Genomic DNA, 23585 nt, shown 5'->3' with positions numbered 1-23585 from the left:
TGGTTTTTGTTCACAATTTAGCGATTTAATAAACTGCCTACATACCGGAGCAGCTCATTGGCGCATACCGGGCAGTAGCCGTGGTCGTCGATCAGCCGCTTTGTTACTTCATTGATCCGCTTCAATTGGCTTTCATCCGGCGTTTTTGTCGAGGTCGTAATTTTGACAATGTCCTTCAAATCGGCGAACAGTTTTTTCTCCACCGCTTCACGCAAACGCTCGTGGCTGGTGAAATCGAACTTTTTGCCTTTACGGGAATAGGAGGATATCCGGATGAGAATTTCCTCGCGGAACGCCTTTTTCGCATTTTCGGAGACACCGATCTGCTCTTCAATCGATCGCATCAGCCGCTCATCGGGATCCATCTCTTCACCGGTCAGCGGATCTTTAATTTTCGCCCAGTTGCAGTACGACTCAATATTGTCGAGGTAATTCTCGAACAAGGTGCGGGCAGACTCCTCGAAGGAGTAAACGAAGGCCTTCTGAATCTCCTTCTTCGCCAGCCCGTCATACTCCTTGCGGGCAACGGAGATGAAGTTCAGATAACGCTCCCGCTCCTCCTTCGTAATCGACGGATGCTGGTCAAGTCCGTCCTTCAGCGCCCGCAGCACATCCAGCGCATTGATGCACTGGGTATCCTGCTTAATTAAAGCGCTCGAAATCCGGTTGATGACATAACGCGGATCGACGCCGGACATTCCTTCTTCAATATACTCGTTTTGCATTTCCTTCAGATCGGCATCCTTGAAGCCTTCGATCTCCTCGCCGTCGTACATCCGCATCTTTTTGACCAGGTCCATGCCCTGCTTCTTCGTTTCCTTCAGGCGGGTAAGTATGCTAAAGATCGCAGCCGAACGCAGCGCGTGCGGCGAAATATGAATATGCTTCATGTCGCTTTGGCCAATCAGCTTCGTATAGATTTTTTCCTCCTCCGACACCTTCAGGTTGTACGGAATCGGCATCACGATCATCCGTGACTGCAGCGCTTCGTTTTTCTTGTTGCTGATAAATGACTTGTATTCGGATTCATTCGTATGGGCGATTATGAGCTCATCAGCCGATATTAACGCGAATCGGCCGGCTTTGAAGTTGCCCTCCTGCGTCAGCGACAGCAGGTTCCACAGAAACTTCTCATCGCATTTCAGCATCTCCTGAAATTCCATCAGCCCCCGGTTCGCTTTATTTAGCTCGCCGTCGAACCGGTAAGCGCGGGGATCGGATTCGGAGCCGAATTCTGTAATCGTCGAGAAGTCGATGCTGCCGGTCAGGTCGGCAATATCCTGAGACTTCGGATCAGAGGGACTGAATGTGCCAATCCCGATCCGGTTATCCTCGGAAATTAGTACACGCTCGACGAGCACATTTTCGATCTCACCATTATATTCCGTACGCAGTCTCATCTGGCAGGACGGGCAAAGATTGCCTTCAATCCGGACGCCAAGCTCCTTCTCAATTTCCGGTCTAAGGTCATGCGGAATAAGATGCAAAGGCTCCTCGTGCATCGGGCAGCCTTTAATCGCGTAGACAGCACCGCGCTCCGTTCTGGAGTAGCGCTCCAGCCCTTTTTTGAGCATCGTCACAATCGTCGATTTGCCCCCGCTTACAGGGCCCATCAACAGCAATATCCGTTTACGGACATCCAGCCTTCTTGCAGCCGAATGGAAATATTCCTCGACCAATTTCTGAACCGCACGGTCAAGCCCGAAAATTTCCTGTTCAAAAAACTTGTATCGCTTGTTGCCGTTCGTGTCCTCCACGCCGAATGATTCAATCATGTCATAGACGCGCGAGTGCGCTGTCATCGCCGGTGTGGGATCCTGCCTCAGTAACTCGATGTATGCCTTGAACGTTCCTGTCCATTCCAGCTTCTCACTCTCTGTCCGGTACTCCGATATTCGCTTGAAAATGTCCATGCCGTGCCTCCTCCCATCGCTTCCGCAATCCGCATTTTTCACTCCGCCCGGGATTTTCTCTAGCCCATCTATCGAGGGAACAACTTTTTATTGAAGTATTACATTCCTATGCTTAGTCCTGTAGGAAATTGACCACTATTTTAGTCGGCAATCCATCAAAATGCGACAAGCGTGAACAATCCTTTGTTATAATAGGTGGAAGAAAGCGAGGGATTTTCCGTGGCCGTTACGAAGGAAGAAGAGCTGTACAGCCCTATTAAAGCTTACTATGAGCGGCTTGGATATACAGTGAAAAGCGAAGTGCTGCACTGTGACCTGGTCGCTATGAAACCGGACGCCTCCGATGCGGTTGTTGTCGAAATGAAAAAAACGTTCAATCTCGCGCTGCTGCTGCAGGGAGTTGAACGCTTACGGATCAATGACAATGTCGTGCTTGCCGTGGAACGCAACCGGAAAAAGAGCGGCGCCCATAACCAGCGCTTCAGCGATATTACCGAGCTATGCCGGATGCTCGGCCTTGGCTTTATGACCGTTACATTTTATAAGACGAAAGCGCCGGTCATTGAATTTCTTTGCGAGCCGGGCGATGCGCCGGTACGCGGCATCCGGAGAAAGAAACAAGCCCGCCTGCTTCAGGAATTCCGCGAGCGGAGCGGCGATTACAACGTTGGCGGCAGCACCGGCCGCAAGCTGGTCACCGCATACCGTGAAAAAGCGCTCCGCTGCGCCTATGCGATGCAGCGCTACGGACCGCTCTCCCCAAGCAAGCTGGCCGCGATAACCGGATTCCCCAAATGCGGCGATCTGCTCCGCAGCAATTACTACGGCTGGTTCGAGCGGGTCAAACGAGGCAGCTACGGCTTGACGCCAAGCGGCGAGAAGGCACTCGAGGAATATGCAGGCGTCATCGCCGATTGGATAGCAAAACTGCCGCCCGACGCCTAATGCGTCGATGCGGCAGTAATTGAACAATGGCTGTATGCTGGAATGAATAATGATTCCGGCAAAGCGATGTTAGGCATTCTAGCTGCGTGCCGTAAATTCACGAATAGCATCCGCCAGCCGCTGAACACCCTGCACCGTTTTTTGCCCCGTATTGTGGGTAAAGTTAAGTCTCGCTGTATTCCGCTGCGGAGCATACGCATAGAAGGAGCTACCCGGCACAAACGCCACTCCTTTTAGCACAGCAGCCTTTAACAATACCTCCGCATCAAGCCCTTCCGGCAGCTGCGTCCAGATAAACATGCCGCCCTTCGGCTCAATCCAGTTGAAGCCTTCGATCTTCTGTTCCAGAAGCAAGCTCTGCATCTCAATCATCCGGGCTTTATACGAGCGGCGAATCGTTTGGATATGATCGTCTAATGGAAAATGCGCCAGCAGCTGGCTCAGAATTTGCTGATCCATCGTGCTGGAATGAATGTCGGCTGCCTGCTTTGCCTTCGCCATCATTCGAATGACCCGCGCATCGCCGATAGCCCAGCCGGTACGAAGCGCCGGAGCAACCGTCTTGGAGAAGGTGCTTGTATAAATAACCGCTCCGCCGTTTTGCTGCTGGTCCAGTGAGAATAACGTCGGATACTCCGCCGTTTCATCAAATTTAATTTCCCCGTACGGGTCATCCTCCAGAATCGGAATACCATTACGCAGGCACAAACCAAGAATCTGCTGTCTTCTTTCCAGACTCCATACGTTGCCCGTCGGGTTTCCGAAAGTCGGAACCGCGTACAGCATAGCTGGCTTATGTTCCCGAATGAGGCGCTCAGCGTCTTCCGGAATAATGCCATGCTCGTCGCTTTCTACCGCAATGACACGCAGGCCGTACAGCTCGAATACTTGCAGGCAAGCAAGATAAGTCGGCTTCTCTACCAGGATAACGTCGCCAGGCTCTGTTAACACTTGGACGAGCAAGCTAATGGCTTGCTGCGAGCCGGTCGTCAGAATCATTTCATCCGGGCTTACGTTCATCCCTTTTTGCGCCATACGGACGCTAAGCTGCTCGCGGAGCGGCAAATAACCTTCAGTCAAGCCGTATTGCAAAGCTCCGGTGCCGGCATCCAATACACGCTCCGCGGCATCACGGACAGCTTGTACAGGAAACAGTTCTTCTGCAGGCAGGCCTCCGGCAAATGAGATCATATCCTTCCCTTGCGTCAGCTTCAAAATGTCTCGAACGGCCGACGATTTCACGTCAGCAACTCGCGATGCAAACCGATAATCCATTACGTTTGCGCCTCCTCATTATTAGGTCTGAATCCTTTTATTTTAGCAAGGTGTCCGCAACTTTTAAAGTTTTCTTTTTCCGCATCGTTGGGTATAATAAAGAAGATGTTAGCGGAATCAATCGGAGGTGTCTGCGCAATGTCCATTACCATGATTACCGTACTGACGGTCTTTGTTTTATTCGTAACCGCGATGTTAACGTCTTCATACAACGAAGACAAAACAAAAGGCCTCTAATTCGGTCATTGTGCATCCCGGGATCCGGGATTAAAAGAAGGAAGCTTCCTATACTAAGCGTTTTGGCGCTTGATACAGGAAGCTTCCTTCGTTTTGTTTCGCATGCTATGGATTAACGGCGAAGCTGATTCATCTCGCCTACGCATTGTCCGCATAAGTATCTGTCTTTAAATTCACGTACCTCTTCCATCGACCCGCAAAATACGCATCTTGGACGGTAACGCTCCAAAATAATGTGATCGCCTTGTACTAATATTTCAACGGGATCTCCTTCGTTCATCTGATACCGTTTGCGAAGAGACTTTGGAAGCACAATTCGTCCAAGTTGATCTACTTTCCTTACCACCCCTGCTGGTTTCATCGTTTTCACCTCTTCTGTGTCTAGATTTGCAAGCTTTCCAGTGAAACCTTTGCTTTAATAGCTTTCGATGAGCATTCGGCAATTCCTTCTGACATTCTCATATTCTTAGCATTCTGCAATTAATGAAGGGATGGGAAATGATTTTGCCGAAGCGCCTCGTAGATAACAATCGCTGCCGAGTTCGATAAATTAAGCGATCTGACGTCGCCAGTCATGGGCATCCGGATACAAGTATCCAAGTTCGCGTCAATCAGCTCTTGGGGAAGCCCTTTGGTTTCTTTGCCGAACACAAAAAAATCGCCGTCACGATATTCGAATTCCGAATAAACCTTTGTAGCGCGCGTGCTGGCATAGAAAAAACGCCCTTCGGGGTTCTTGTCCAGCACTTCCTGGAACGAATCATGGTACTCAATGTGGACCGCATGCCAATAATCCAGACCCGCCCGCTTTAAGGTACGATCATCTGTTTGAAAGCCTAACGGCCGAACAAGATGCAAATGCGCTCCTGTAGCTGCGCATGTTCTCGAAATATTGCCCGTATTTGCCGGAATCTCAGGTTCTACCAATACAATATGGAATGCCACTTTCTTTCACACCTCTCATTCTTGCCTATACATTATACATGAAATGATAGATTTGCGCATTTTCTCGAAAAATTTTACACATCGTTAACTTACGGTTAATCTTCGGTTGAATGTACTCCTTCATAATGGAGTCATTAATGGGAGTGTAAAGGAGAATTGTGCGATGAAGAAGAAAATATTAGTCGTCGATGACGAGCCATCCATCTCCATGCTCATCGAATTCAATTTAAAGCTTGCCGGCTATGAGGTTCGATGCGTCGGAGACGGCGAAGCCGTATTTGATATGCTTAAACCGTTTCGTCCTGACCTAATCGTATTGGATCTTATGCTGCCGAAAATGGATGGCCTTCAAGTGTGCCGCGAACTGCGCAAACTCAACAATGCTGTACCGATCGTTATGCTGACCGCTCTGCAGGATGTTACCGACAAAATCGCAGGACTGGACAATGGTGCCGACGATTATATGACGAAGCCGTTTAGTCCGCAGGAGCTTATTTCACGTATCCAGGCTATTTTCCGCCGCATACAAGCATTGCCTAGTCATGTTGAAAGCTCTGCCTTCGACATCGGGCGGCTTTCCGTAAGACCGGATCAACGCGAAGTTATCGTGGATGGCAAAGATATCGAGCTGACGCCGAAGGAATTCGAGCTGCTCTTATTCCTGTGCAAGCACAAAGGAAAAGTGCTAAGCCGCCAGCAGCTGCTTCACGGCGTCTGGGATTATCATTTCCTCGGCGATACGCGAATCGTTGACGTTCATATTAGCCATCTGCGGGATAAAATCGAGAAAAACGCCAGAATGCCTGAATATATTATGACCGTGCGCAATGTCGGTTATAAGCTGCTTGGACCGAACGGCATCGACGCCTCATCCCTCGCATAACCGCTTGGAGTCAACACAATTGAACATTCACACAAAGAAAGGACAGCCGTCAAGCGCTGTCCTTTCTTTGTGTGTTCGGGCATTAGCCGTTCCGTTTTTGGAAATCAGCCATAAATTCCGCGAGCGCTTTGCAGCTTTCAAGCGGAACCGCATTGTAGGTCGAAGCGCGCAAGCCGCCAACGTCGCGGTGTCCTTTCAGCCCGACAAATCCGTGCTGCTCCGACTCCTTCACGAATTGCTTCTCCAGCTCTTCGGTGTGAATGCGGAACGTAATATTCATGACCGAACGGCTGTCTGCATGAGCTGCGCCCGTATAGAAGCCGCCGCTTTGATCGATCTGATCGTAGATCAGCTTCGTCTTGTCGCGGTTGAACTGCTCGAGCTGTGCAACTCCGCCTTTGCTTTGAATCCATTTCAGAACGAGATTAACCATATAAACCGAGAAGGATGGCGGCGTATTGTAAAGCGAGCTGTTTTTCGCATGTGTATCGTAACGGAAAATGGCCGGAATATGTTTAGGGCTTTGTTCAACCAGATCATCACGGATGATAACTACTGTTACACCGGATGGTCCAAGATTTTTTTGAGCGCCAGCATAAATGAGGCCGAATTGACTCACATCAACAGGACGGGACAAAATATCACTCGACATATCCGCAATCAATGGCACATTTCCGCCAATAACCGGATATTGCTGGAATTGCGTACCGCCAATCGTCTCGTTGGAAGTCAAATGCACATAAGCTGCATTCTCAGGCACTACGATTTCGCTTTGGCTAGGCACGCGCATAAATTTGTCGCTTTCTGTCGTCGCCGCAACTACTGTCTCGCCGATCAGCTTCGCTTCCTTGATCGCTTTCTCCGCCCAGTTGCCCGTCATTACGTATGCGCCGGGACGTCCTTCACGAAGAAGATTCATCGGAATCATAGCGAACTGCTGGCTGGCTCCGCCTTGCAGGAAAAGCACCTTGTAATTATCGGGAATTCCGAACAATTCGCGCATCAGCGCTTGCGTCTCATTATTTACATTCTCATAAAGGGCGCTACGGTGCGACATTTCCATGATGGACATGCCGGCACCTCCGTACTCAACAAACTGCTCTTGTGCCTGCTGCAGCACTTCAAGCGGCAAAGCGGCTGGTCCAGCATTGAAGTTATAAGCTCGTTTCATCTCCGTTACCCACCTTTTTGTTTGGTTACATCCGAGGTTAATCTCACATGATAACGCTAATGATATCAAGTTTATGCCGATGCTTCAAGTGTATTTCGACGAATATTGTTGACAAAAAGTCGAACGCTAAAGGTTTAGTTTCTGTAAATCATTCGGATTTTGGATAAATGGTAAACGATTGTTCCCAGCAATTCGCCAATAACGTGCATGTTAGGCTGAGGTTGGTTAGAGTTGGTTAGAGTTGGTTTGTTTTTTCGCTATTCGGTATTACATTTCCTTATTATTGGGATTTAAAAGCCTTATATAAGGGAGAATGCCAAAAATTCATAAGAGCGGAAATTGATTTCCTTACAGAGAAAAAAGTGTCCTTATCTGGACGAATCCGCCCGTATTGGGGCTCATTAATCAGATAATAGAGAAAAAGCTGCCGTTATTAGAGAAGTTTTTTCATTGGAATCAATTCTTATAAAATCCGCAACATAAACAAGCAGGACTCTCGCAGCACTTCAACTGCAACTTTTTCTCCTGCACACCAATACGCTCAGGTTATCAGCACAAGTTCAACAGCACAGATTAGTTTCTAAAATCACTTTAAAGCTTCACTAATAAGTTTATTACTCAAGTTCAGCGCATAAAAAAACGAGCTCCCGAAGGAGCCCGCCCGTGTGGCTTGGCTGCGATTAGCAACCGAAATAAAGGCTGTATTCATGCGGATGGATACGAATCGATACCGCTTTAGCTTCGTTGCGTTTAACTGCAACGTAGTTGTCGATGAAGTCTTTCGTAAATACGCCGCCTTCAGTCAAGAATTCAGAATCAGCTTCCAAAGCGTCAAGCGCTTCGTCAAGCGTACCAGGTACGCTGCGGATTTCTTTCTTCTCTTCTTCTGGCAGTTCGTAAATGTTTTTGTCGAATGGACCGTAGCCCAAAGCAACTGGATCCAGTTTACGCTTGATGCCGTCCAGACCAGCAAGCAGCATAGCTGCAAATGCCAAGTAAGGGTTAGCTGTGGAGTCCGGAGTACGGAACTCGATGCGGCAGCCTTTTGGAGTTACCGAAGCGATTGGAATACGGATCGCTGCGGAACGGTTGCCTTTGGAGAATACCAGGTTCACTGGTGCTTCGTAACCAGGCACAAGGCGTTTGAACGAGTTCGTGCTTGGGTTAGTCAAAGCGATCAGGGCAGGTGCGTGGTGCAGAATGCCGCCGATGTAGTGCATAGCCAGTTGGCTCAGGTTGCCGTAAGCGCCTTTTTCATAGAACAAAGGTGAATCGCCGTTGAAGATCGACGAGTGAACGTGCATACCGGAACCATTGTCACCAAACAGCGGTTTAGGCATGAATGTTGCTACTTTGCCGTATTGGCGAGCTGTGTTGTGAACGATATATTTGTAAACCATCAGGTTATCAGCTGTTTTTGTCAGCGTGTCGAAACGGAAGTTGATTTCCGCTTGGCCTGCAGTCGCCACTTCATGGTGGTGACGTTCAACGCGAAGGCCAACTTCTTGCATCAGACGAACCATTTCGCTGCGGATGTCTTGTTGTTGGTCAACTGGTGCTACTGGAACGTAGCCGCCTTTTACAGGAACTTTAAAGCCCAGGTTGCCGCCTTCTTCTTTACGGTTCGTGTTCCAGCCTGCTTCTTCCGAATCTACGAAGAAGCTGGAGGAGTTCATTGTGCTCTCATAACGAACTTCGTCGAAAATGAAGAACTCGGACTCAGGCGCGAAAAATGCTGTCGTACCAACGCCAGTCGTTTGCAGGAACTCTTCAGCCTTTTGAGCGATGCTGCGCGGGTCGCGCTCATAGCGTTCGCCGTCCGGCGTGTGAATGTTACACATGATGTTAAGTGTTGGGTGATCGGTAAAAGGATCGATGAATACAGATTCCGTATCAGGCATCATCACCATGTCAGATTCTTCGATACCGCGGAAACCTGGGATCGAGGAACCGTCGAACGCTACACCATTTACGAATGTGTCGCTGTCGACTTCTGTCGAAGGAAGAGTGATGTGGTGCGCTTTACCGGAAAGATCCACGAAGCGGAAATCTACGAACTGAATGCTGTTTTCTTTGATAGTGTCCAAAACATTTTGAACTGACATCTGATATTTCCTCCATTTCCGAACATTTGCATATTGTTGAACAGTTATTGTTCAATTTTCGTTCCAAACTATGAGGTAATTATAAAACTCTGTTTTCGCACCGTCAATACTTATGTCAGGTATTTTTTATCGACATGTTAGGTTTACTTACAGCTTTAAACATTTGTTCACAAATGCCCCTTTTTATCATGAAAAAAGGCCCAGAACCCTTGACAAACAAGGATTCCGAACCTTTGAAAAAGCAATGTTTTATATTTTCCATTCCAGGAAAGCATCGGCTGGCGCCTTTGGCGTATCGAACTGCTTGCCAACAAGCGGAGCGAGCTTCTCTAAATCCTTTAACAAATTAGCGAATTGATCCGGGAACAGCGATTGTACGCCATCACCTGTCATCGAGTTGTCCGGGTCAGTATGCATTTCGACAATCAGACCATTCGCTCCGGCCGCTACAGATGCTTTCGACATCGGCTCGACAAGCTCGCGGCGACCTGTACCATGGCTCGGGTCGGAAATGACCGGCAGATGGCTTAGACCTTGCAGAACCGGGATCGCCGACAGGTCGAGCGTATTCCGCGTGTAGGTCTCGAATGTGCGAATTCCCCGCTCGCAAAGCATAACGTTCGGATTGCCGCCCGCCAAAATGTATTCAGCAGCATTGAGGAACTCGTCATACGTTGAGCTGAAGCCGCGCTTCAACAATACTGGTGTTTGAATCGTACCGAGCTTGCGCAGCAGATCGAAGTTTTGCATATTCCGGGTGCCGACTTGCAAAATGTCAGCGTACTCCGCGCACACATCGACATACTCTGGCGTCATGACTTCAGTAATGGTAAGAAGGCCATGCTTCTTGCCTGCTTCCGCCATCATAACAAGGCCTTCTACGCCAACGCCTTGGAAGCTGTATGGTCCTGTACGAGGCTTAAACGCGCCGCCGCGAAGCACCTGTCCGCCTGCTGCTTTAACCAGTCTTGCGATTTCATCGATTTGCTCTGGCGTTTCCACCGCGCAAGGGCCGCCCATAATAACGAGGTTGCTGCCGCCGATTTTAACCCCTTTAATGTCGATAATCGTGTCGTCCGGGTGAAAGTCTCGGCTAGCCAGCTTGTAGGACTTCGAGATTTTGATGACATTCTCGACGCCCTTCATTTGACGAAGGTGCTCCGCAAGCTGCGGCTCCGCTTTGCCAATGATACCGATGACTGTCCGGTCCGTTCCTTTGGATACATGCGGCTGTACGCCGGCTTTCTCGATATAATTAACGATCTCCTGTATGCGGTCATCCGAAATATTCTGATTAGTAATTACGATCATGTCCATCTCTCCTTTTTCACTTCAACGCTTATACGCTGCTTCGCTTTTATGCTGTTATGCTTTTTGGCTTTTATGCTTTTACTCGCTAAAGTTAATATACACGATGTCCCTGCATCCCGTCAAGCAAAAATACAATTGTATTTTTGCCGCTGCCCCCCTGGTCGCGCGACTGCTGTTACTTAACACACTATCGTAGCTCGACTTCTGTTACTTAACTATCCAACGCACATCTGACCACTCAGCTACTTTCACTTAACTAACTAATGCCTTTCGCAGCTCGACTTCTGTTACTTAACTATTCAATGCACATTTGATCACTCAACTACTTTCACTTAACTAACCAATGCCTTTCGCAGTTCGACTTCTGTTACCTAACTTTTCAATGCACATTGACCGTTCAACTGCTCACTCTTAACTAACCTATGTACTTTTAAGTGCTTTGCTGCTGATACTAAATTAATTAGCGAAGCTGCTTCGCTATTTTGCGAAGCAACTTTCGCTCTATGCAGCCTCATATGCTCCTTCTTTGGCTGCAGCGAACTAGATTTCGTTGTTCGTGAACCTAAGTTCACGGATTGCGAAGTTTGGTTCGCTATTTAATAAGGCAGTTCACGGCGTGAAGCCTACAGCGAAGTTAGGTTCTTTATTTTGCGAACCTGATTCGTTAACCCGATTTATACAAACGAGGAGCGAGATAATGAGCATTCAGAGAGAGACTAACTAATTAACGAAGCTGCTTCGCTATTTTGCGAAGCAACTTTCGCTCTATGCAGCCTCATTTGCTCATTCTTCAGCTGCAGCGAACTAAATTTCGTTGTTCGTGAACCTAAGTTCACGGATTGCGAAGTTTGGTTCGCTAATTTATTTGGCGCTTTCCAGTGCAGCGCCTACAGCGAAGTTAGGGTTCGCTATTTTGCGAACCTGATTCGTTAATAGTCCAATACATGAACAAATGAGACACAGGTAATGAGCACGCAGTGGGAAAAGCCTCGTACACAATCAGTTAACGAAGCTGCTTCGCTAAATAACGAAGCAGCTTTCGCTCTATGCAGCCTGATATGCTCATTCTTTGGCTGCAGCGAACTAAATTTCGTTGTTCGTGAACCTAGGTTCACGGATTGCGAAGTTTGGTTCGCTAATTTATTTGGCGCTTTCCAGTGCAGCGCCTACAGCGAAGTTAGGGTTCGCTATTTTGCGAACCTGGTTCTTTAACCCGATTTATGCAAACTGAGGAGCGAGATAATGAACATTCTAAGGGAAAACAAAAAAAGAACAGGAAAGCCGACATTGTTGGCCCCCCTGTTCCTGTCTATGGATCTCTTAAATTGTCTTCGTTGCCGCATCGCTAGCAGGCGCCGATTTGGTGCGAATGTTCGGCAGCAGCTTATTCATATTAATCGTCCGTTTGATCTCCCACGTAGCCGGATCAGCGTGATCGTATTGCTCCAAATAAGCGATAACTTCCTTCGTAATCGGCGTAGGCGTGGAGGCGCCGGAGGTGACGGCTACGCGCTCAATGCCAGCCAGCCACTCCTGCTTGATCTCTGATACGTCCGACACGCGGTAAGCTGTTACTCCCGCAATTTCCTCCGATACCTGCGCAAGCCGGTTCGAATTGTTGCTTCGCGGATCGCCAACAACAATACAAAGCTGGGCAGCGCCCGCTTGCTCAGCGACCGCTTCCTGACGCACCTGAGTCGCGAGGCAAATCTCGTTATGAATTTCTGCCTTCGGATATTTCTCCAGCAGCTTGCTCATAATGGCCCGGATATCCCATTGCGACATCGTCGTCTGATTCGTGATGATGATCTTGCCATCAGGCACCTCGAGCGCATCAATCTCTTCCACTCTTTCAATGAGATGGACCCGGTCAGGCGCGACGCCAATTGCACCTTCCGGCTCGGGGTGGGCTTTTTTTCCAATGTAAATGATGTGGTAGTCCTCCGCAACCTTCTCGCGGATCAAATCATGCGTCTTCGTCACATCCGGACAAGTTGCATCCACTACTGTCAGACCCTTGTCGCGGGCGCGCTGACGCACTTCCGGCGAAACGCCGTGGGCGGTAAAAATAACCGTACCCTTCTCTACCTGATCCAATATTTCCAAACGATTCTCGCCATCCAGCGTAATAACACCTTCCTGCTCGAACGCTTCCGTCACATGCGAATTATGAACAATCATGCCCAAAATATAAATTGGCCGCGGCAAATCCAAGTTTTTAGCCGTCTGCAAGGCTAGCACCATTGCATCGACAACGCCATAGCAATAGCCGCGCGGCGATATTTTCACGATTTCCATCTGTTGCACCTGCTTTCCGACCGTGCTGCGATTAATGTGCCTCTCGGTCCTCTGCTTCTATTATAGTCGAAGAGTCCGGTTCAGAAAAGTGCAGCGGCAGCCAGATAACGAAAGTCGACCCTTCGCCCTCAAGTGTCGTCACCTCAATCGAGCCGCGATGCTCATCAATGATCCATTTGGCGATCGATAGACCCAGCCCGGTTCCGACCGTTTTCCCGCGGGATTCATCAATCCGGTAAAACCGGTCGAAAATATGCGGTACCTGCTCCGGATCCATGCCGATTCCCGTATCGCGGATCATAATCCCTACCTGATCATCCGTCAGCTTCGCGCTAAGCTCGATATAGCCTTCTGGCGTGTACTTGAACGCATTTTCGATGAAAATAAAGAGCAATTGCTGCAAATATTCATGATTGGCGATTACCGTCGCACCGCTAAGGACAGACAGATCGCCAACGCGCCATTCCGCTGTACGAGGCAGCAGCTGCGCCCTCCGCGCAACTTCTTCAACTAGCGGGAACATCGGCAGCGGCACCTTCTCCATGACGTATCCTGCATCCGCACGGGCTAGAGCGAGCAAATCGTTAACAAGCGTCGACATCCGCTTCGCCTCGGCGGAAATGTCCTGCATCGCTTCGTTGGACATTTCCAAGCGCTGCGCATCAAGCGCGAGTACGATGCCATCCGCAGCCTTCGGATCCATCGTCTTCTCCCACATTCGCTGAAGCAGCTCGATATTGCCGCGGATCGTCGTCAGCGGCGTGCGCAGCTCATGCGACGCATCCGATACGAAGCGGCGCTGTGCGCGATACGATTCGTCCAGGTTGTTGTAGGCCATCTCGAGACGGGCAAGCATAATGTTCAGCGTATAGACGAGACGCCCGATCTCGTCCTTCGGCCCTTCCATCGGAATACGTACACTCAGATCGGAGCCGTTTTGAATTTTTTCCGTGGATCGGATAACGCGCTCAATGGGCTGAAGCACCTGCCGGGCCAGAAACAAGCCGACGGTAAAGGCGATTAACAATACGGCTAGCGAAGAGAAGATCAAAATTGACCGGACTCCGGCAAGAAAGCGTTCCTCGCTGCCTACAAAAGCACCGACCTGCGCCAGCCCTACGAGAGAGCCGTCTTCCAGATATAAGGGCCTCTGATAAATAAGAAACATATACGAGTGACCGTTGATGGTGACTCTTGCCTTTTCAAAGCCCCGGTCAGGATTTTTGGATGCTTTCGGGTATGGAAATTCCAATCCTTTTTGCTTCATATTCGAATCCAGAGAGATATAGCCTTCCCGATAGTTGACGATTTGCAAATACAAGTCTGGCTCGTATAAGCCACCTACACCTCCAAGTTTAAACTTATCAGAATAGGTTGTTCCGTAAAATTGAATGCTGTTCGACTGCTGCCGAAGCGAGTTTTTAATATCACCGTAAGTATTCATGTTGACGAAAAAATAAATGGCGCAGCCGAATACGATAAGCGTAGCGGCAAGCAAGCCCGAATACCATAATGTAAGCCGAAGCCGTATCGTCATCCGTTAATCAGCCCTCTCCGCGCAGCACATAACCGGTGCCCCGCACCGTCTGAATAATCCGATTGCCGCTGCCATCCTCCAGCTTCTGGCGCAGCATCGCGATATAAACCTCCAGCACATTGGATTCCCCGCTAAAGTCAAAGCCCCATATTTTTTCCATGATCGCATCACGGGTCAGCACTCTGCGCGGGTTTTGCATGAAGAGCAGCAGCAAATCATACTCCTTAGCCGTCAGCTCAATTCGCCGTCCCGAACGGATCGCCTCGCGTGAATCCTGGTCCAGCGCCAAATCGCCATAGACGATTTTACTGCTTGTCTCCTCGATCTTATCCGCTTTGCGCCGCAGCAGTGCCCGTACCCGCGCCAGCAGCTCTTCCAGCGCAAACGGCTTAATGAGATAATCGTCCGCCCCTGCATCCAGCCCTTTCACACGATCCGATATATCATCCTTCGCTGTCAGCATCAGAATCGGCACGGCGCTTCCGCCTTCACGCACACGTCGGCATACTTCCCATCCGTCGACATGCGGCATCATCACATCCAAAATAAGCAGATCAGGATCTGCCGTCAGCAGCAGTTTAAGCCCCTCTGCCCCGTTATTCGCCGTCGTTACTTCATAGCCTTCAAAAGCCAAGCTTCTGCGCAGCAGCGAAGTAATCTTCTCGTCATCATCTACTACGATAATTTGTGATCTCATCCTGCACCCCCATGTGCCTCTAAGCGCATAAAACAAGCGCAGAGCATGCAACACTCTGCGCTTGTTTGCACAACGCTCTTCTTATTTACTCCGCATTGAATTTGTTTTTGTCGCCAATCTCGACCGGCAAATTCATTTTTTCCCCTCTGCGGATAATGTTCAATTCAATTTTATCGCCGACCTTTTTCGTTTGAATCTGCTTGATCAGCTCTTGCGTTGAATTGTAGGCTTTTCCATCGATACCAAGAATGATATCGTATTGCTTCAGATCCGCCAAGTAGGCAGGTGAATTATAGTAAACGTTGCTGACGATGGAGCCTTCCGCTTTCTCAAGTCCCAGTTGCTTCGCAATGTCTTCTGTGACGTCTGCGAGACCAGCGCCGATGAACGGAACCGGAGTTTTTGGAACTTCCTTGTTGTTTTTCAGATCATTCAACACATTTTGAATTGTGCTGGTCGGAATCGCAAAACCGATACCTTGCGCCTGCGAGCTGACCGCTGTGTTGATGCCAACAACCTCTCCGTTCACATTAAGAAGCGGACCGCCGGAGTTGCCTGGATTAATCGATGCGTCAGTTTGCAGCAAGTGCTCATAATTGCGAGTGCCTTGCGAATCCGGAATGTCAATCGGACGCTCTTTTGCACTCAATACCCCTACAGTAACGGTATGGTCAAAGCCATACGGGTTGCCGATTGCGACGACCCAGTCGCCAATATTAATGTTGTCGGAGCTGCCGAGCGGAAGCGTAGGGAAGGCTTTGTCTCCCGTTACTTTCAGAACGGCAAGGTCAAGCTGATAGTCGGAGCCCAGAAGCTCAGCCGTAAACGGCTTATCATAGCCTTGCACCGTTACTTCGATTTTATCGGAGTTGCCAACCACATGCTGATTGGTCAAAATGTAGCCGGTAGACTCGAAGAAGAAGCCTGTACCGATGCCGCTTGCTTGCAGGTCGCTGTCATTGCCTTTGTCCTGCGGCTTCGTTCCCGGATAGTCATCTCCGAAAAACTGGCGGAAGAACGGATCATCGAGGAAGCCTCCGCCGCCATTGTTTCTTGATGGCTTCACATAAGTCTCGATTTTAACGACAGCCGGACTTGCTGTTTTGAACAGCGTGGAAATGTTATCCGGCCGCGCTGCTGCTGTAACCGGAGACGAACCGCCATTGTTGGCTGTTTGACCGTTTGAAGATTCATTCGTTTGTCCCGGTGCCATCGCCTGCGTCCCCTGCGTGAACCAGTTCTGCCGGTCCGAAGTATACATGAGACCGCCTACGACGAGCACCCCTGCAAGGAAGGAGATGAACATCGACCGGAACGACGTTCCCCGCTTCGGCTCGCGTACTTGCCAATTGCCCTTCGCGGATGACTGTTGATTCGATGTGAAGGAGCGAAGCGCCGGCGGCTGTGTAACCTCTACTCCGCTGCCGCCTGCCGCTTGATTAGGATCACCTGTATACTGCTGCTGCGGCTGAGCCTCTGCCGAGCTGCCCGCTGCCGCCGCAGCATAGGAGGGGTTTTCCTGCGGCTTCTCAATTGCCGGCTCCAGTGGACTGCTGTTGTATGGATTGCTGCTGTATGACGATTGCGGCTGCGAAGTGCTGCTCTCGTCCTGTGCACCAGGTCTGTAGGGACCGTATGAATAATAATAAGAAGTTTTGCCGGCTCCATCTTGCTGATCTGACGAGGCGCTTTGTCCGCTGCTTTCCGCTCGTTCTGCTCTCTCCGTCTCATCGACGGTATGTTCATTATTCTCAGGATTTTGAAAAAAATCGTCAAATCCGTTCTTTTTGTTTTGATCGTCCATAACCGTTTCTCCTCCTTAGGTATACCATTTCCATCAAACAGCCAAATTCCCTGATGGGCTGCTGCGTATATGTTGTATTCCTATCATGCACATTCTACCTTAAAACAAACTTAAAAGTACATGAAATTAAAATAACTTCTGCAGGCGTAACATATTGTTTTAACTGTATTTAACGAAATAAGTTATAATCAAATACAGAAAAAAACAGATACAATTGTGGGCAATATGTGGGCAAAAAGAAATGAGCTGATCAACGGGAAGATACTCTCTCCCTTGACCAGCTCATACTCCAATTAACGATCGTAAATTAATCCAATATCCGCTCCGCTTCGGACAAAGCATCCTTCGCCCGGTCAAGCCATTTCGGCTCGATATTGGCATCGGGATCGACCGGTGTTTGGAACTGATCGAATAAAGCGCCCACAAGATGGGCTTTCGCTTCCGGATCATTGCCTTCGTTATAGAGATGCTTCAATACATAGGGCGTGCCCAACCGGATAACGGCATCCGTATCTTGGGACGAATCGTCGATACTGCCGGATATCACTTGAAAAGGCAGACGCAGCCATACTTTATTGGCATCGTCCAGCGCCCGGTCGAAGGAGCCGCTTGTATAGTCCCAGTTGCCGCCCAGTGAAAACTGCTGCTCCTCCAGCTGGCTGCGCACCTCGGTGTAGCGGTTCTGATAGGATTCCAGCGTTGAAGACAGTGGCATCATTGAATAGATTCTCTCCTTTAGCATGCAGCACGTGCATCATAGTTGGCACCCGAAGGTACCGCTAAAGAATAGTATGACCCCAATATTGTCCGATTATGACGGTTTGACCCATCCCTTGCGATGCGCCAATACAGCCAGCTGCGTCCGGTCCTCCAGCTCGCATTTCATTAATAGATTGCTTACATGTGTTTTGACCGTTTTAACACTAATATGAAGCTCCTCGCCAATCTCTTTGTTGGACCGGCCTTCGGCGATCAGCAGCAGCACTTCCTTCTCGCGCTCTGTCAGCCCCTCGTCACCGGCCTGTGCCGTACGCTGCCGAAGGCCGCGAGTCAGCGCCTGCGATACATCCGCCGTCATAACCGGCATTCCCCGCATTGCTCCATTCAGCGCATAGATAAGCTCTTCCGCCGATACCGTCTTCAGTACATAGCTAACTGCCCCCGCTTCAATAGCAGCATACACCTTGTCATCCTCTAAAAAGCTGGTCAGCATAATGATCTTCATATCCGGAAAACGCGAAATAATCGCCTTCGTCGCATCAATGCCGTTCATGCCCGGCATCATTAGGTCCATCAGAATCAGATCGGGTGTACTGCCGGAGAGAAGCAAGTCCAATGCGGCTTGACCGCTACCTGCTTCCGCAACGACCTCAAATTTCGGTTCCAGCATGAGATACGTACGCAATCCGGTTCTTACCATGTCATGATCGTCTACGATCATAATTTTCAACTTGTCATTCCCGTTCACTGCGCTCATCCTGCTCGCTCCCTCGCCAAATTTTCGGAATGGTCACTTTCACTCTTGTCCCGCTGCCGGGCTTGCTGATAATCTCGGCCGTGCCTCCCAGCTTCTGGGCTCGTTCCTGCATCGTCGACAATCCGTAGGAGCCTCGTCTGACCTCCTGCACCCGGAAGCCCGCCCCGTCATCCTGGAGATTTAGCGTAATTTGCCGCTCGGTTTCGGCAAGCGTCAGCGAGCAGCTTTGCGCAGCCGCATGCTTGACGACATTGGCCATCGCTTCTTGCACGATGAGGAACAGCTGATGCTCCTTCGCTTCTGTCAGCGGCTCTTGAATCCGCCATTCGAGCGCTCCCTGCAGGCCGTTCTGCCGGCAGTAATCAGGAAACCATTTGTCCAGCGCTTCCTGCAGCGTCTGCCCCTCCAGCTCCAGCGGACGCAGCTGCGCAATAAAGACGCGCATTTGCTTCTGAGCGAGCGTAGACATATGGATGAGCTGATCCAGTACAGAAGCCGCCCGCTCGCGGTCGATTTCCTGCAGCTTCGGCAGCGAAGAGGCGCACATATGCATCGCGAACAACTGCTGACTGACCGTATCATGAAGATCCCGGGCAAGACGCTTGCGCTCCTCCAGCACCGCCGCTTCATTAGATGTTGCGATCATCACCTGCTCCTCGCCAACCATCTGCAGCCGCTTCATCCTATCCTGCATTTGTACGGCAAGCTCATTGAATTCCCGATACAACTCCATAAAGTTAAGATCGCCTGTCTCCGTAATACGAACCTCATAATTTCCGTTATTGGCTTGCTTCATGGCAAGCTGCAGCGTATCCAGCCGTCTCTGCAGCCGCTGCCCCGCCCAATAGCCGAAAGCAGCGCTGACAAGCAGAAAGACGGATGCGGCACCCAACCGCGTCTCCGTCTGCCCCGCTTCAAACGATAACCCGAACCAAACTGCGAACCCCAGCAGCAGCGCAGCAACCGATGAAGCGACGAACATAATAATTAGCTCCCATTTGCCGCTGCGCAGAAATCGCACCATCATTAGCCTTTACCCCACCTTCGTAACTCGAACGTCGCCAACGAATGTGCTCACGACTAATTTAATCCGCTTATCCGTATCGTTATAAGCTGGTGAATAAATATTTACATTTTTGAAAAAGCCGCCCTCACGCTCTCCCAAAATTTTCACATCGCCTACAAATGCGCTTGAAATAACTTGAATACCGACCTCATAATCATTCGGAACATACACTTTAACGTCGCCGACGAAAGAGGAAATGCAAAGCCTTGTTTCCCCGAACGGAATTTGCGCCTTCGTCAGATCAACGACGGTATCCCCGATAAAATGCGAGATGTTCATCGGCTTCAGCTCCCAATAATCATGACCGATATGAATATCGCCGATAAAGCCGGAGCGTGTCTGCGCGTTGGCATCATAGTTCCAATATTCCGTTTCATGATGATGATGGTGATGACGACCATGGCGTTTCGAGTGGTCATGATGCTTTTTGAAGTCATCTTCTGCATACCCGGCTTGCTTCGGCTCGCTCCGCTCTTCTTCCTGCGCTTCGCCCGGCTTTGTCGGATCGGGATGAAGCGGAGGCGCCGGTGGCACATGCCCTTGCGAATCCGTATAGCCGGTAAACGATTTCCAATCATCCTTAGGCTGAGAATGGGAACGGCGTTTCCGTTTCTTAGGTCTCCGAATCATATTAATACCGATTAAGATGATGATAATAGGCCAAATATAAGGAGCAATATCGCCTACTGACCAAGAGAACCAATCCAGATTGCGCCCCAGGAAAACAAATCCGATCAACAGCATAATTCCGCCCCACCAGCCGGAGCCTGAACCGTTAAAGGCGCCGGACAGCACCCCTTGCAATCCGAAGTAGATCAGAATGACAGGCCAATAGGTCGATACGATATAGCCTATACTGAAATCGAAATCGAGCTGTCCTGTCTGCCGCAGCAGAAAGAGAACGCCAACCGCAATAACGATAACCCCTATAAATAGCCGGTTTATAAAATTTCCATTCATAACCTTTCATCTCCTGCCTATGCGTTCATTCTTTGTATATTTAGTATAGCTAAAGCTGTCATCCTTCAAAAGGGACGGCCGATTGAACTTGTTCTCCGCCTCTAGACTGAGATGGAGACCTCTCATCACCTTCATCCGTTTCAGTAACTGCGGGCTTTATACCTCACATGTCATGAAACGTTACGTTAATTCGTTGACATAGCTGACTTCATCTATTTATAATGATGAACGGATTGGAAAACAGAGAAAAACCTTACATCAGATTATTCACAGAATAGAGGTTGATCAGAAGATGGACATTACCGAGCTGTCCAGGGGCCTGGATACGATATGGGTCGTACTAACAGCAGCCATGATCCTGCTAATGGAGGGCGGCTTTGCCCTGCTGGAAGCTGGCTTCGTCAGACAGAAAAATGCGGTCAGCATCATTATGAAAGTATTTGTCGACATTTGTTTTGGAGCACTTGTCTTCTATTTAGTAGGTTTCGGCATTATGTATGGCAAAGATATCGGCGGGCTGTTCGGAGCGAGCGGTTTCCTTATGAAGGGCGATCTCTCTCATATCGCGCTCAGCATCTCCAATGAAACGTATTGGCTGTTCCAATGCGCATTCGTCATTGCCGTCATCTCGATTGTATCGGGAGCTGTGGCTGAGCGCATCCATTTCCGCGCTTACATTCTGTTTACGATTGCAATGACCGGCTTGATCTACCCGCTGGCGGGCCACTGGGTATGGTCGGGCAGCGGCTGGCTTGGCAAGCTTGGCATGATCGACTTTGCAGGCTCGGCGGTTATTCATGCCCTTGGCGGGTTTGCCGCTTTAGCGGCAGCCATCTTCATCGGACCGCGGATCGGCAAGTTCATGCCAGACGGCAGAGTCAATATCGTTCCGCCGTCCAATCTTCCCCTTGCATCCGTTGGCGCTTTTATTCTATGGTTCGGATGGTTTGGCTTCAATGCAGGCAGTACGCTTAGCGCTACCCATTCCGGAATCGGCCATATTGCCATCACAACCATGCTCTCAGCAGCTTCGGGCGGAGCCATTTGCATTCTGTTTACGATGCTGCGCTATCAAAAAGCCGACCCGCCGATGGTGATCAACGGATCGCTAGCCGGACTTGTCGGTATTACGGCAGGCTGTGCGTTCGTCTCCGATAGCGCCGCTATTCTGATCGGCGCCGTATGCGGCATCGCGATGGTGCTTGCAACCGAGATGCTGGAGCGGAAAAAGATCGACGATCCCGTCGGCGCTTTCGCCGTTCACGGCATAAGCGGCAGCATAGGCACACTTGCGGTCGGCCTGTTCGCGGTTCCGGAGCTGGCTGCTAATTCAGGCCAAGGCTATTACGGCTTGTTCTATGGCGGAGGCTGGAGCCTGCTCGGTGTCCAAGCTCTTGGACTCGTGACCGTTGCCGTCTGGGGCTTCGCCATCACTTGGCTGTTCCTATGGCTAATTCGTCTTATCATGCCGGTAAGAGTGTCCAAGGACGAAGAGCTAGTCGGCCTTGACGTCGGCATTCACGGCGTACCCGCTTATAGCGACAACAGCGATTTCATTGACCTGGACCGGGTAAAGAACGGAAATTAAAGCATACGAAAAAACGTTGTCACCGCTTCATACGGTGACAACGTTTTTTCGTTTCGTTTATTAAAGCCGGGCAGGAGGTTTATTACGGGATAATTCAAGCTTAGCGCAGCTCATTAGCCAGCCCTGATGATACCGAAACCATATCGCCAGGCGACGAGCTCAACTGAATCGAACGGGCATTCTCAATCTCTTGACGCAGCTCCCGTACTTTCTCCATCGGTTTTTTGACAAAATGAATATATTCCACAGCCAGATGATGATCGGGCTTGCGGCCGGACAGCAAACGGCGAAGCGAGGACATCGACTGATAGGCGCGCTCTTCCTTCATCCGGCGTTTCTCATAGCGCTCCACCATCTGTTCGATTTCGATAATTTCCTGTTCCTTCTTCATGACATAGGCATCGATGAATGGCAATACTTCAGCCGCTTTGCGATGATATGCAGCTGTATAATTCGTATAAACAATCGGATCCGTCATAACCGTTCACCCAACTCATATGTTATATTTACTAACATCATCTATCATACAATAGATGGGCCGGTTTTGAAAACTGTTTTTTTAATCAAAGCAAAGAGGAGCCAGACTAAGCCGGCTCCTCTTTGCTTTTTCCCGGTACGGGATTACTTCTGCGTATTTTGTGTTGCGTTGTTTGCATTGTTGTTTGCGTTTTTGTTCGCTGCGTTGCCTTGGTTGAATTCTTCTGCGAATTCAGCGTTCAGGTTGCTGTTTTGATTTTTGTTGTTTTTGTTTTTAGCCATTGTTATCGTCACCTCCCATACTAGTATGGCAAAGCACCCGATTAATATGCGTTCATATTTCACGATTCAACGTAAGCTTGAGGCAGCGGTTTTCCCGCTTCGACCGCCCGATTTATATCGTTCAACCAAGCCTGCGAAAGCTTGCCGGAGCCTTTGCGCAGCACCTGAACCGTAACCGTTTTTTTCCCCCACTCTGCATACACCTCTTTTACCGTCTCGAAGTATAGATCAAGCCGGTGTCCCTTGATGGCAGAGCCTGTATCCGCAACGACGCCGTAGCCATACCCGGGTATATAGAGCAGCGTTCCGATCGGGAACAGCTTTGTATCGGCGGCAACTGTCGACACTTGACCCCGATGAACTTTAACGCCCGAATACGTAATGCCGTATTGCGGATGGCCCGGCTTTTTGCCGGTAGATTCGACCCCAGCCGTATAGCCTGTCGCCACCACCTTCACGGAAGCGACCGCCTGCTCCTTACCCTCTTGTGAATAGGCGGTCGGTGCAAATGCGAGTGTTCCGGAAGTGAGGAACATTATAATCATCAACCGTATCGTCTGATTCAAAAACAAAAAAAAGCTTGTAACCATTTGGGCAGCTTCCTCCTCAGAAGA

21 protein-coding genes are annotated in these 23585 nt (G+C 49.7%); 3 read left to right on the top strand and 18 right to left on the bottom strand.

What is annotated here, in order from left to right; genetic code table 11:
• Window positions 1-17: 17 nt before the first annotated feature.
• Window positions 18-1913: a PrkA family serine protein kinase gene (locus ACFVVF_RS15515; RefSeq protein ID WP_387811040.1), complete on the bottom strand. Its 1896-nt coding sequence runs from the start codon at window positions 1911-1913 to the stop codon at window positions 18-20.
• 195 nt (window positions 1914-2108) lie between these two features.
• Between ACFVVF_RS15515 and ACFVVF_RS15510 the strand changes: the two genes are divergently transcribed.
• Entirely contained in the window at window positions 2109-2858 is a 750-nt protein-coding gene (locus ACFVVF_RS15510) for a DUF2161 domain-containing phosphodiesterase (protein ID WP_387811037.1), read from the top strand.
• 78 nt (window positions 2859-2936) lie between these two features.
• Here the strand turns inward: ACFVVF_RS15510 and ACFVVF_RS15505 are convergent, their stop codons facing one another.
• From ACFVVF_RS15505 to trmL, 3 genes are all read right to left on the bottom strand, one after another.
• Window positions 2937-4133: an aminotransferase-like domain-containing protein gene (locus ACFVVF_RS15505; RefSeq protein WP_387811035.1), complete on the bottom strand. Its 1197-nt coding sequence runs from the start codon at window positions 4131-4133 to the stop codon at window positions 2937-2939.
• 349 nt (window positions 4134-4482) lie between these two features.
• Window positions 4483-4731, bottom strand: a complete 249-nt coding sequence (locus ACFVVF_RS15500; RefSeq protein ID WP_042165166.1) for an AbrB/MazE/SpoVT family DNA-binding domain-containing protein — start codon at window positions 4729-4731, stop codon at window positions 4483-4485.
• Window positions 4732-4850: 119 nt separating this feature from the next.
• The gene (trmL, locus tag ACFVVF_RS15495) at window positions 4851-5315 is read right to left on the bottom strand and encodes a tRNA (uridine(34)/cytosine(34)/5-carboxymethylaminomethyluridine(34)-2'-O)-methyltransferase TrmL (protein ID WP_042165171.1); all 465 of its coding nucleotides are present in this window, start codon (window positions 5313-5315) and stop codon (window positions 4851-4853) included.
• Window positions 5316-5478: 163 nt separating this feature from the next.
• Here trmL and ACFVVF_RS15490 point away from each other — a divergent pair, with 163 nt between their 5' ends.
• On the top strand, window positions 5479-6198 hold the full coding sequence (locus ACFVVF_RS15490) for a response regulator transcription factor (protein ID WP_042165173.1): 720 nt from the start codon (window positions 5479-5481) through the stop codon (window positions 6196-6198).
• 82 nt (window positions 6199-6280) lie between these two features.
• On the opposite strand, the gene serC is transcribed toward ACFVVF_RS15490, so the two are convergent.
• The 11 genes from serC to liaF all read right to left on the bottom strand — a co-directional run bounded on the left by serC (window position 6281) and on the right by liaF (window position 20624).
• Window positions 6281-7369: a 3-phosphoserine/phosphohydroxythreonine transaminase gene (serC, locus tag ACFVVF_RS15485; protein ID WP_387811030.1), complete on the bottom strand. Its 1089-nt coding sequence runs from the start codon at window positions 7367-7369 to the stop codon at window positions 6281-6283.
• 680 nt (window positions 7370-8049) lie between these two features.
• Window positions 8050-9474, bottom strand: coding sequence for a type I glutamate--ammonia ligase (gene glnA, locus ACFVVF_RS15480; protein ID WP_387811027.1), 1425 nt, complete (start codon window positions 9472-9474; stop codon window positions 8050-8052).
• Window positions 9475-9723: 249 nt separating this feature from the next.
• Window positions 9724-10785: a 3-deoxy-7-phosphoheptulonate synthase gene (gene aroF / locus ACFVVF_RS15475; RefSeq protein ID WP_042165181.1), complete on the bottom strand. Its 1062-nt coding sequence runs from the start codon at window positions 10783-10785 to the stop codon at window positions 9724-9726.
• A 1320-nt stretch (window positions 10786-12105) separates the two neighbouring features.
• Window positions 12106-13083, bottom strand: coding sequence for a 4-hydroxy-3-methylbut-2-enyl diphosphate reductase (locus ACFVVF_RS15470; RefSeq protein WP_387811517.1), 978 nt, complete (start codon window positions 13081-13083; stop codon window positions 12106-12108).
• A 31-nt stretch (window positions 13084-13114) separates the two neighbouring features.
• Window positions 13115-14620 carry a sensor histidine kinase gene (locus tag ACFVVF_RS15465; RefSeq protein ID WP_387811023.1) on the bottom strand — a complete coding sequence of 502 codons (1506 nt, stop codon included), beginning with the start codon at window positions 14618-14620 and terminating at the stop codon, window positions 13115-13117.
• Between the two features lie 7 nt (window positions 14621-14627).
• Window positions 14628-15317 (bottom strand): response regulator transcription factor, encoded by a 690-nt coding sequence (locus ACFVVF_RS15460; RefSeq protein ID WP_387811020.1) that lies wholly within the window; start codon window positions 15315-15317, stop codon window positions 14628-14630.
• Between the two features lie 85 nt (window positions 15318-15402).
• On the bottom strand, window positions 15403-17121 hold the full coding sequence (locus ACFVVF_RS15455) for a S1C family serine protease (protein WP_387811017.1): 1719 nt from the start codon (window positions 17119-17121) through the stop codon (window positions 15403-15405).
• A 307-nt stretch (window positions 17122-17428) separates the two neighbouring features.
• Window positions 17429-17839 (bottom strand): YugN family protein, encoded by a 411-nt coding sequence (locus ACFVVF_RS15450; RefSeq protein WP_387811014.1) that lies wholly within the window; start codon window positions 17837-17839, stop codon window positions 17429-17431.
• A 93-nt stretch (window positions 17840-17932) separates the two neighbouring features.
• Window positions 17933-18598, bottom strand: coding sequence for a response regulator (locus tag ACFVVF_RS15445; RefSeq protein WP_387811011.1), 666 nt, complete (start codon window positions 18596-18598; stop codon window positions 17933-17935).
• Complete coding sequence (locus ACFVVF_RS15440; protein WP_387811008.1) at window positions 18576-19625, bottom strand: histidine kinase; 1050 nt, start codon at window positions 19623-19625, stop codon at window positions 18576-18578. Before ACFVVF_RS15440 ends, ACFVVF_RS15445 begins: the two co-directional genes overlap by 23 nt.
• A gap of 6 nt (window positions 19626-19631) precedes the next feature.
• Window positions 19632-20624: a cell wall-active antibiotics response protein LiaF gene (liaF, locus tag ACFVVF_RS15435; protein ID WP_387811005.1), complete on the bottom strand. Its 993-nt coding sequence runs from the start codon at window positions 20622-20624 to the stop codon at window positions 19632-19634.
• Window positions 20625-20916: 292 nt separating this feature from the next.
• On the opposite strand from liaF, the gene ACFVVF_RS15430 reads away from it, so the two are divergent.
• Window positions 20917-22212 (top strand): ammonium transporter, encoded by a 1296-nt coding sequence (locus tag ACFVVF_RS15430; RefSeq protein WP_387811002.1) that lies wholly within the window; start codon window positions 20917-20919, stop codon window positions 22210-22212.
• 100 nt (window positions 22213-22312) lie between these two features.
• Here ACFVVF_RS15430 and ACFVVF_RS15425 read toward each other — a convergent pair whose 3' ends face one another.
• From ACFVVF_RS15425 to ACFVVF_RS15415, 3 genes are all read right to left on the bottom strand, one after another.
• A complete protein-coding gene (locus ACFVVF_RS15425) occupies window positions 22313-22690 on the bottom strand; it encodes a hypothetical protein (protein WP_387810999.1) in 378 nt (125 codons plus the stop codon).
• Between the two features lie 143 nt (window positions 22691-22833).
• Entirely contained in the window at window positions 22834-22971 is a 138-nt protein-coding gene (locus ACFVVF_RS15420) for a hypothetical protein (protein WP_387810996.1), read from the bottom strand.
• Between the two features lie 59 nt (window positions 22972-23030).
• Entirely contained in the window at window positions 23031-23561 is a 531-nt protein-coding gene (locus tag ACFVVF_RS15415; RefSeq protein ID WP_387810993.1) for a 3D domain-containing protein, read from the bottom strand.
• Window positions 23562-23585: the final 24 nt, after the last annotated feature.

The organism is Paenibacillus sp. NPDC058174 (genome assembly GCF_042883865.1).
Taxonomy (GTDB): domain Bacteria; phylum Bacillota; class Bacilli; order Paenibacillales; family Paenibacillaceae; genus Pristimantibacillus.
The sequence above is the reverse complement of the archived record's forward strand: the minus strand, read 5'-3'. Positions and strand labels throughout refer to the sequence as shown.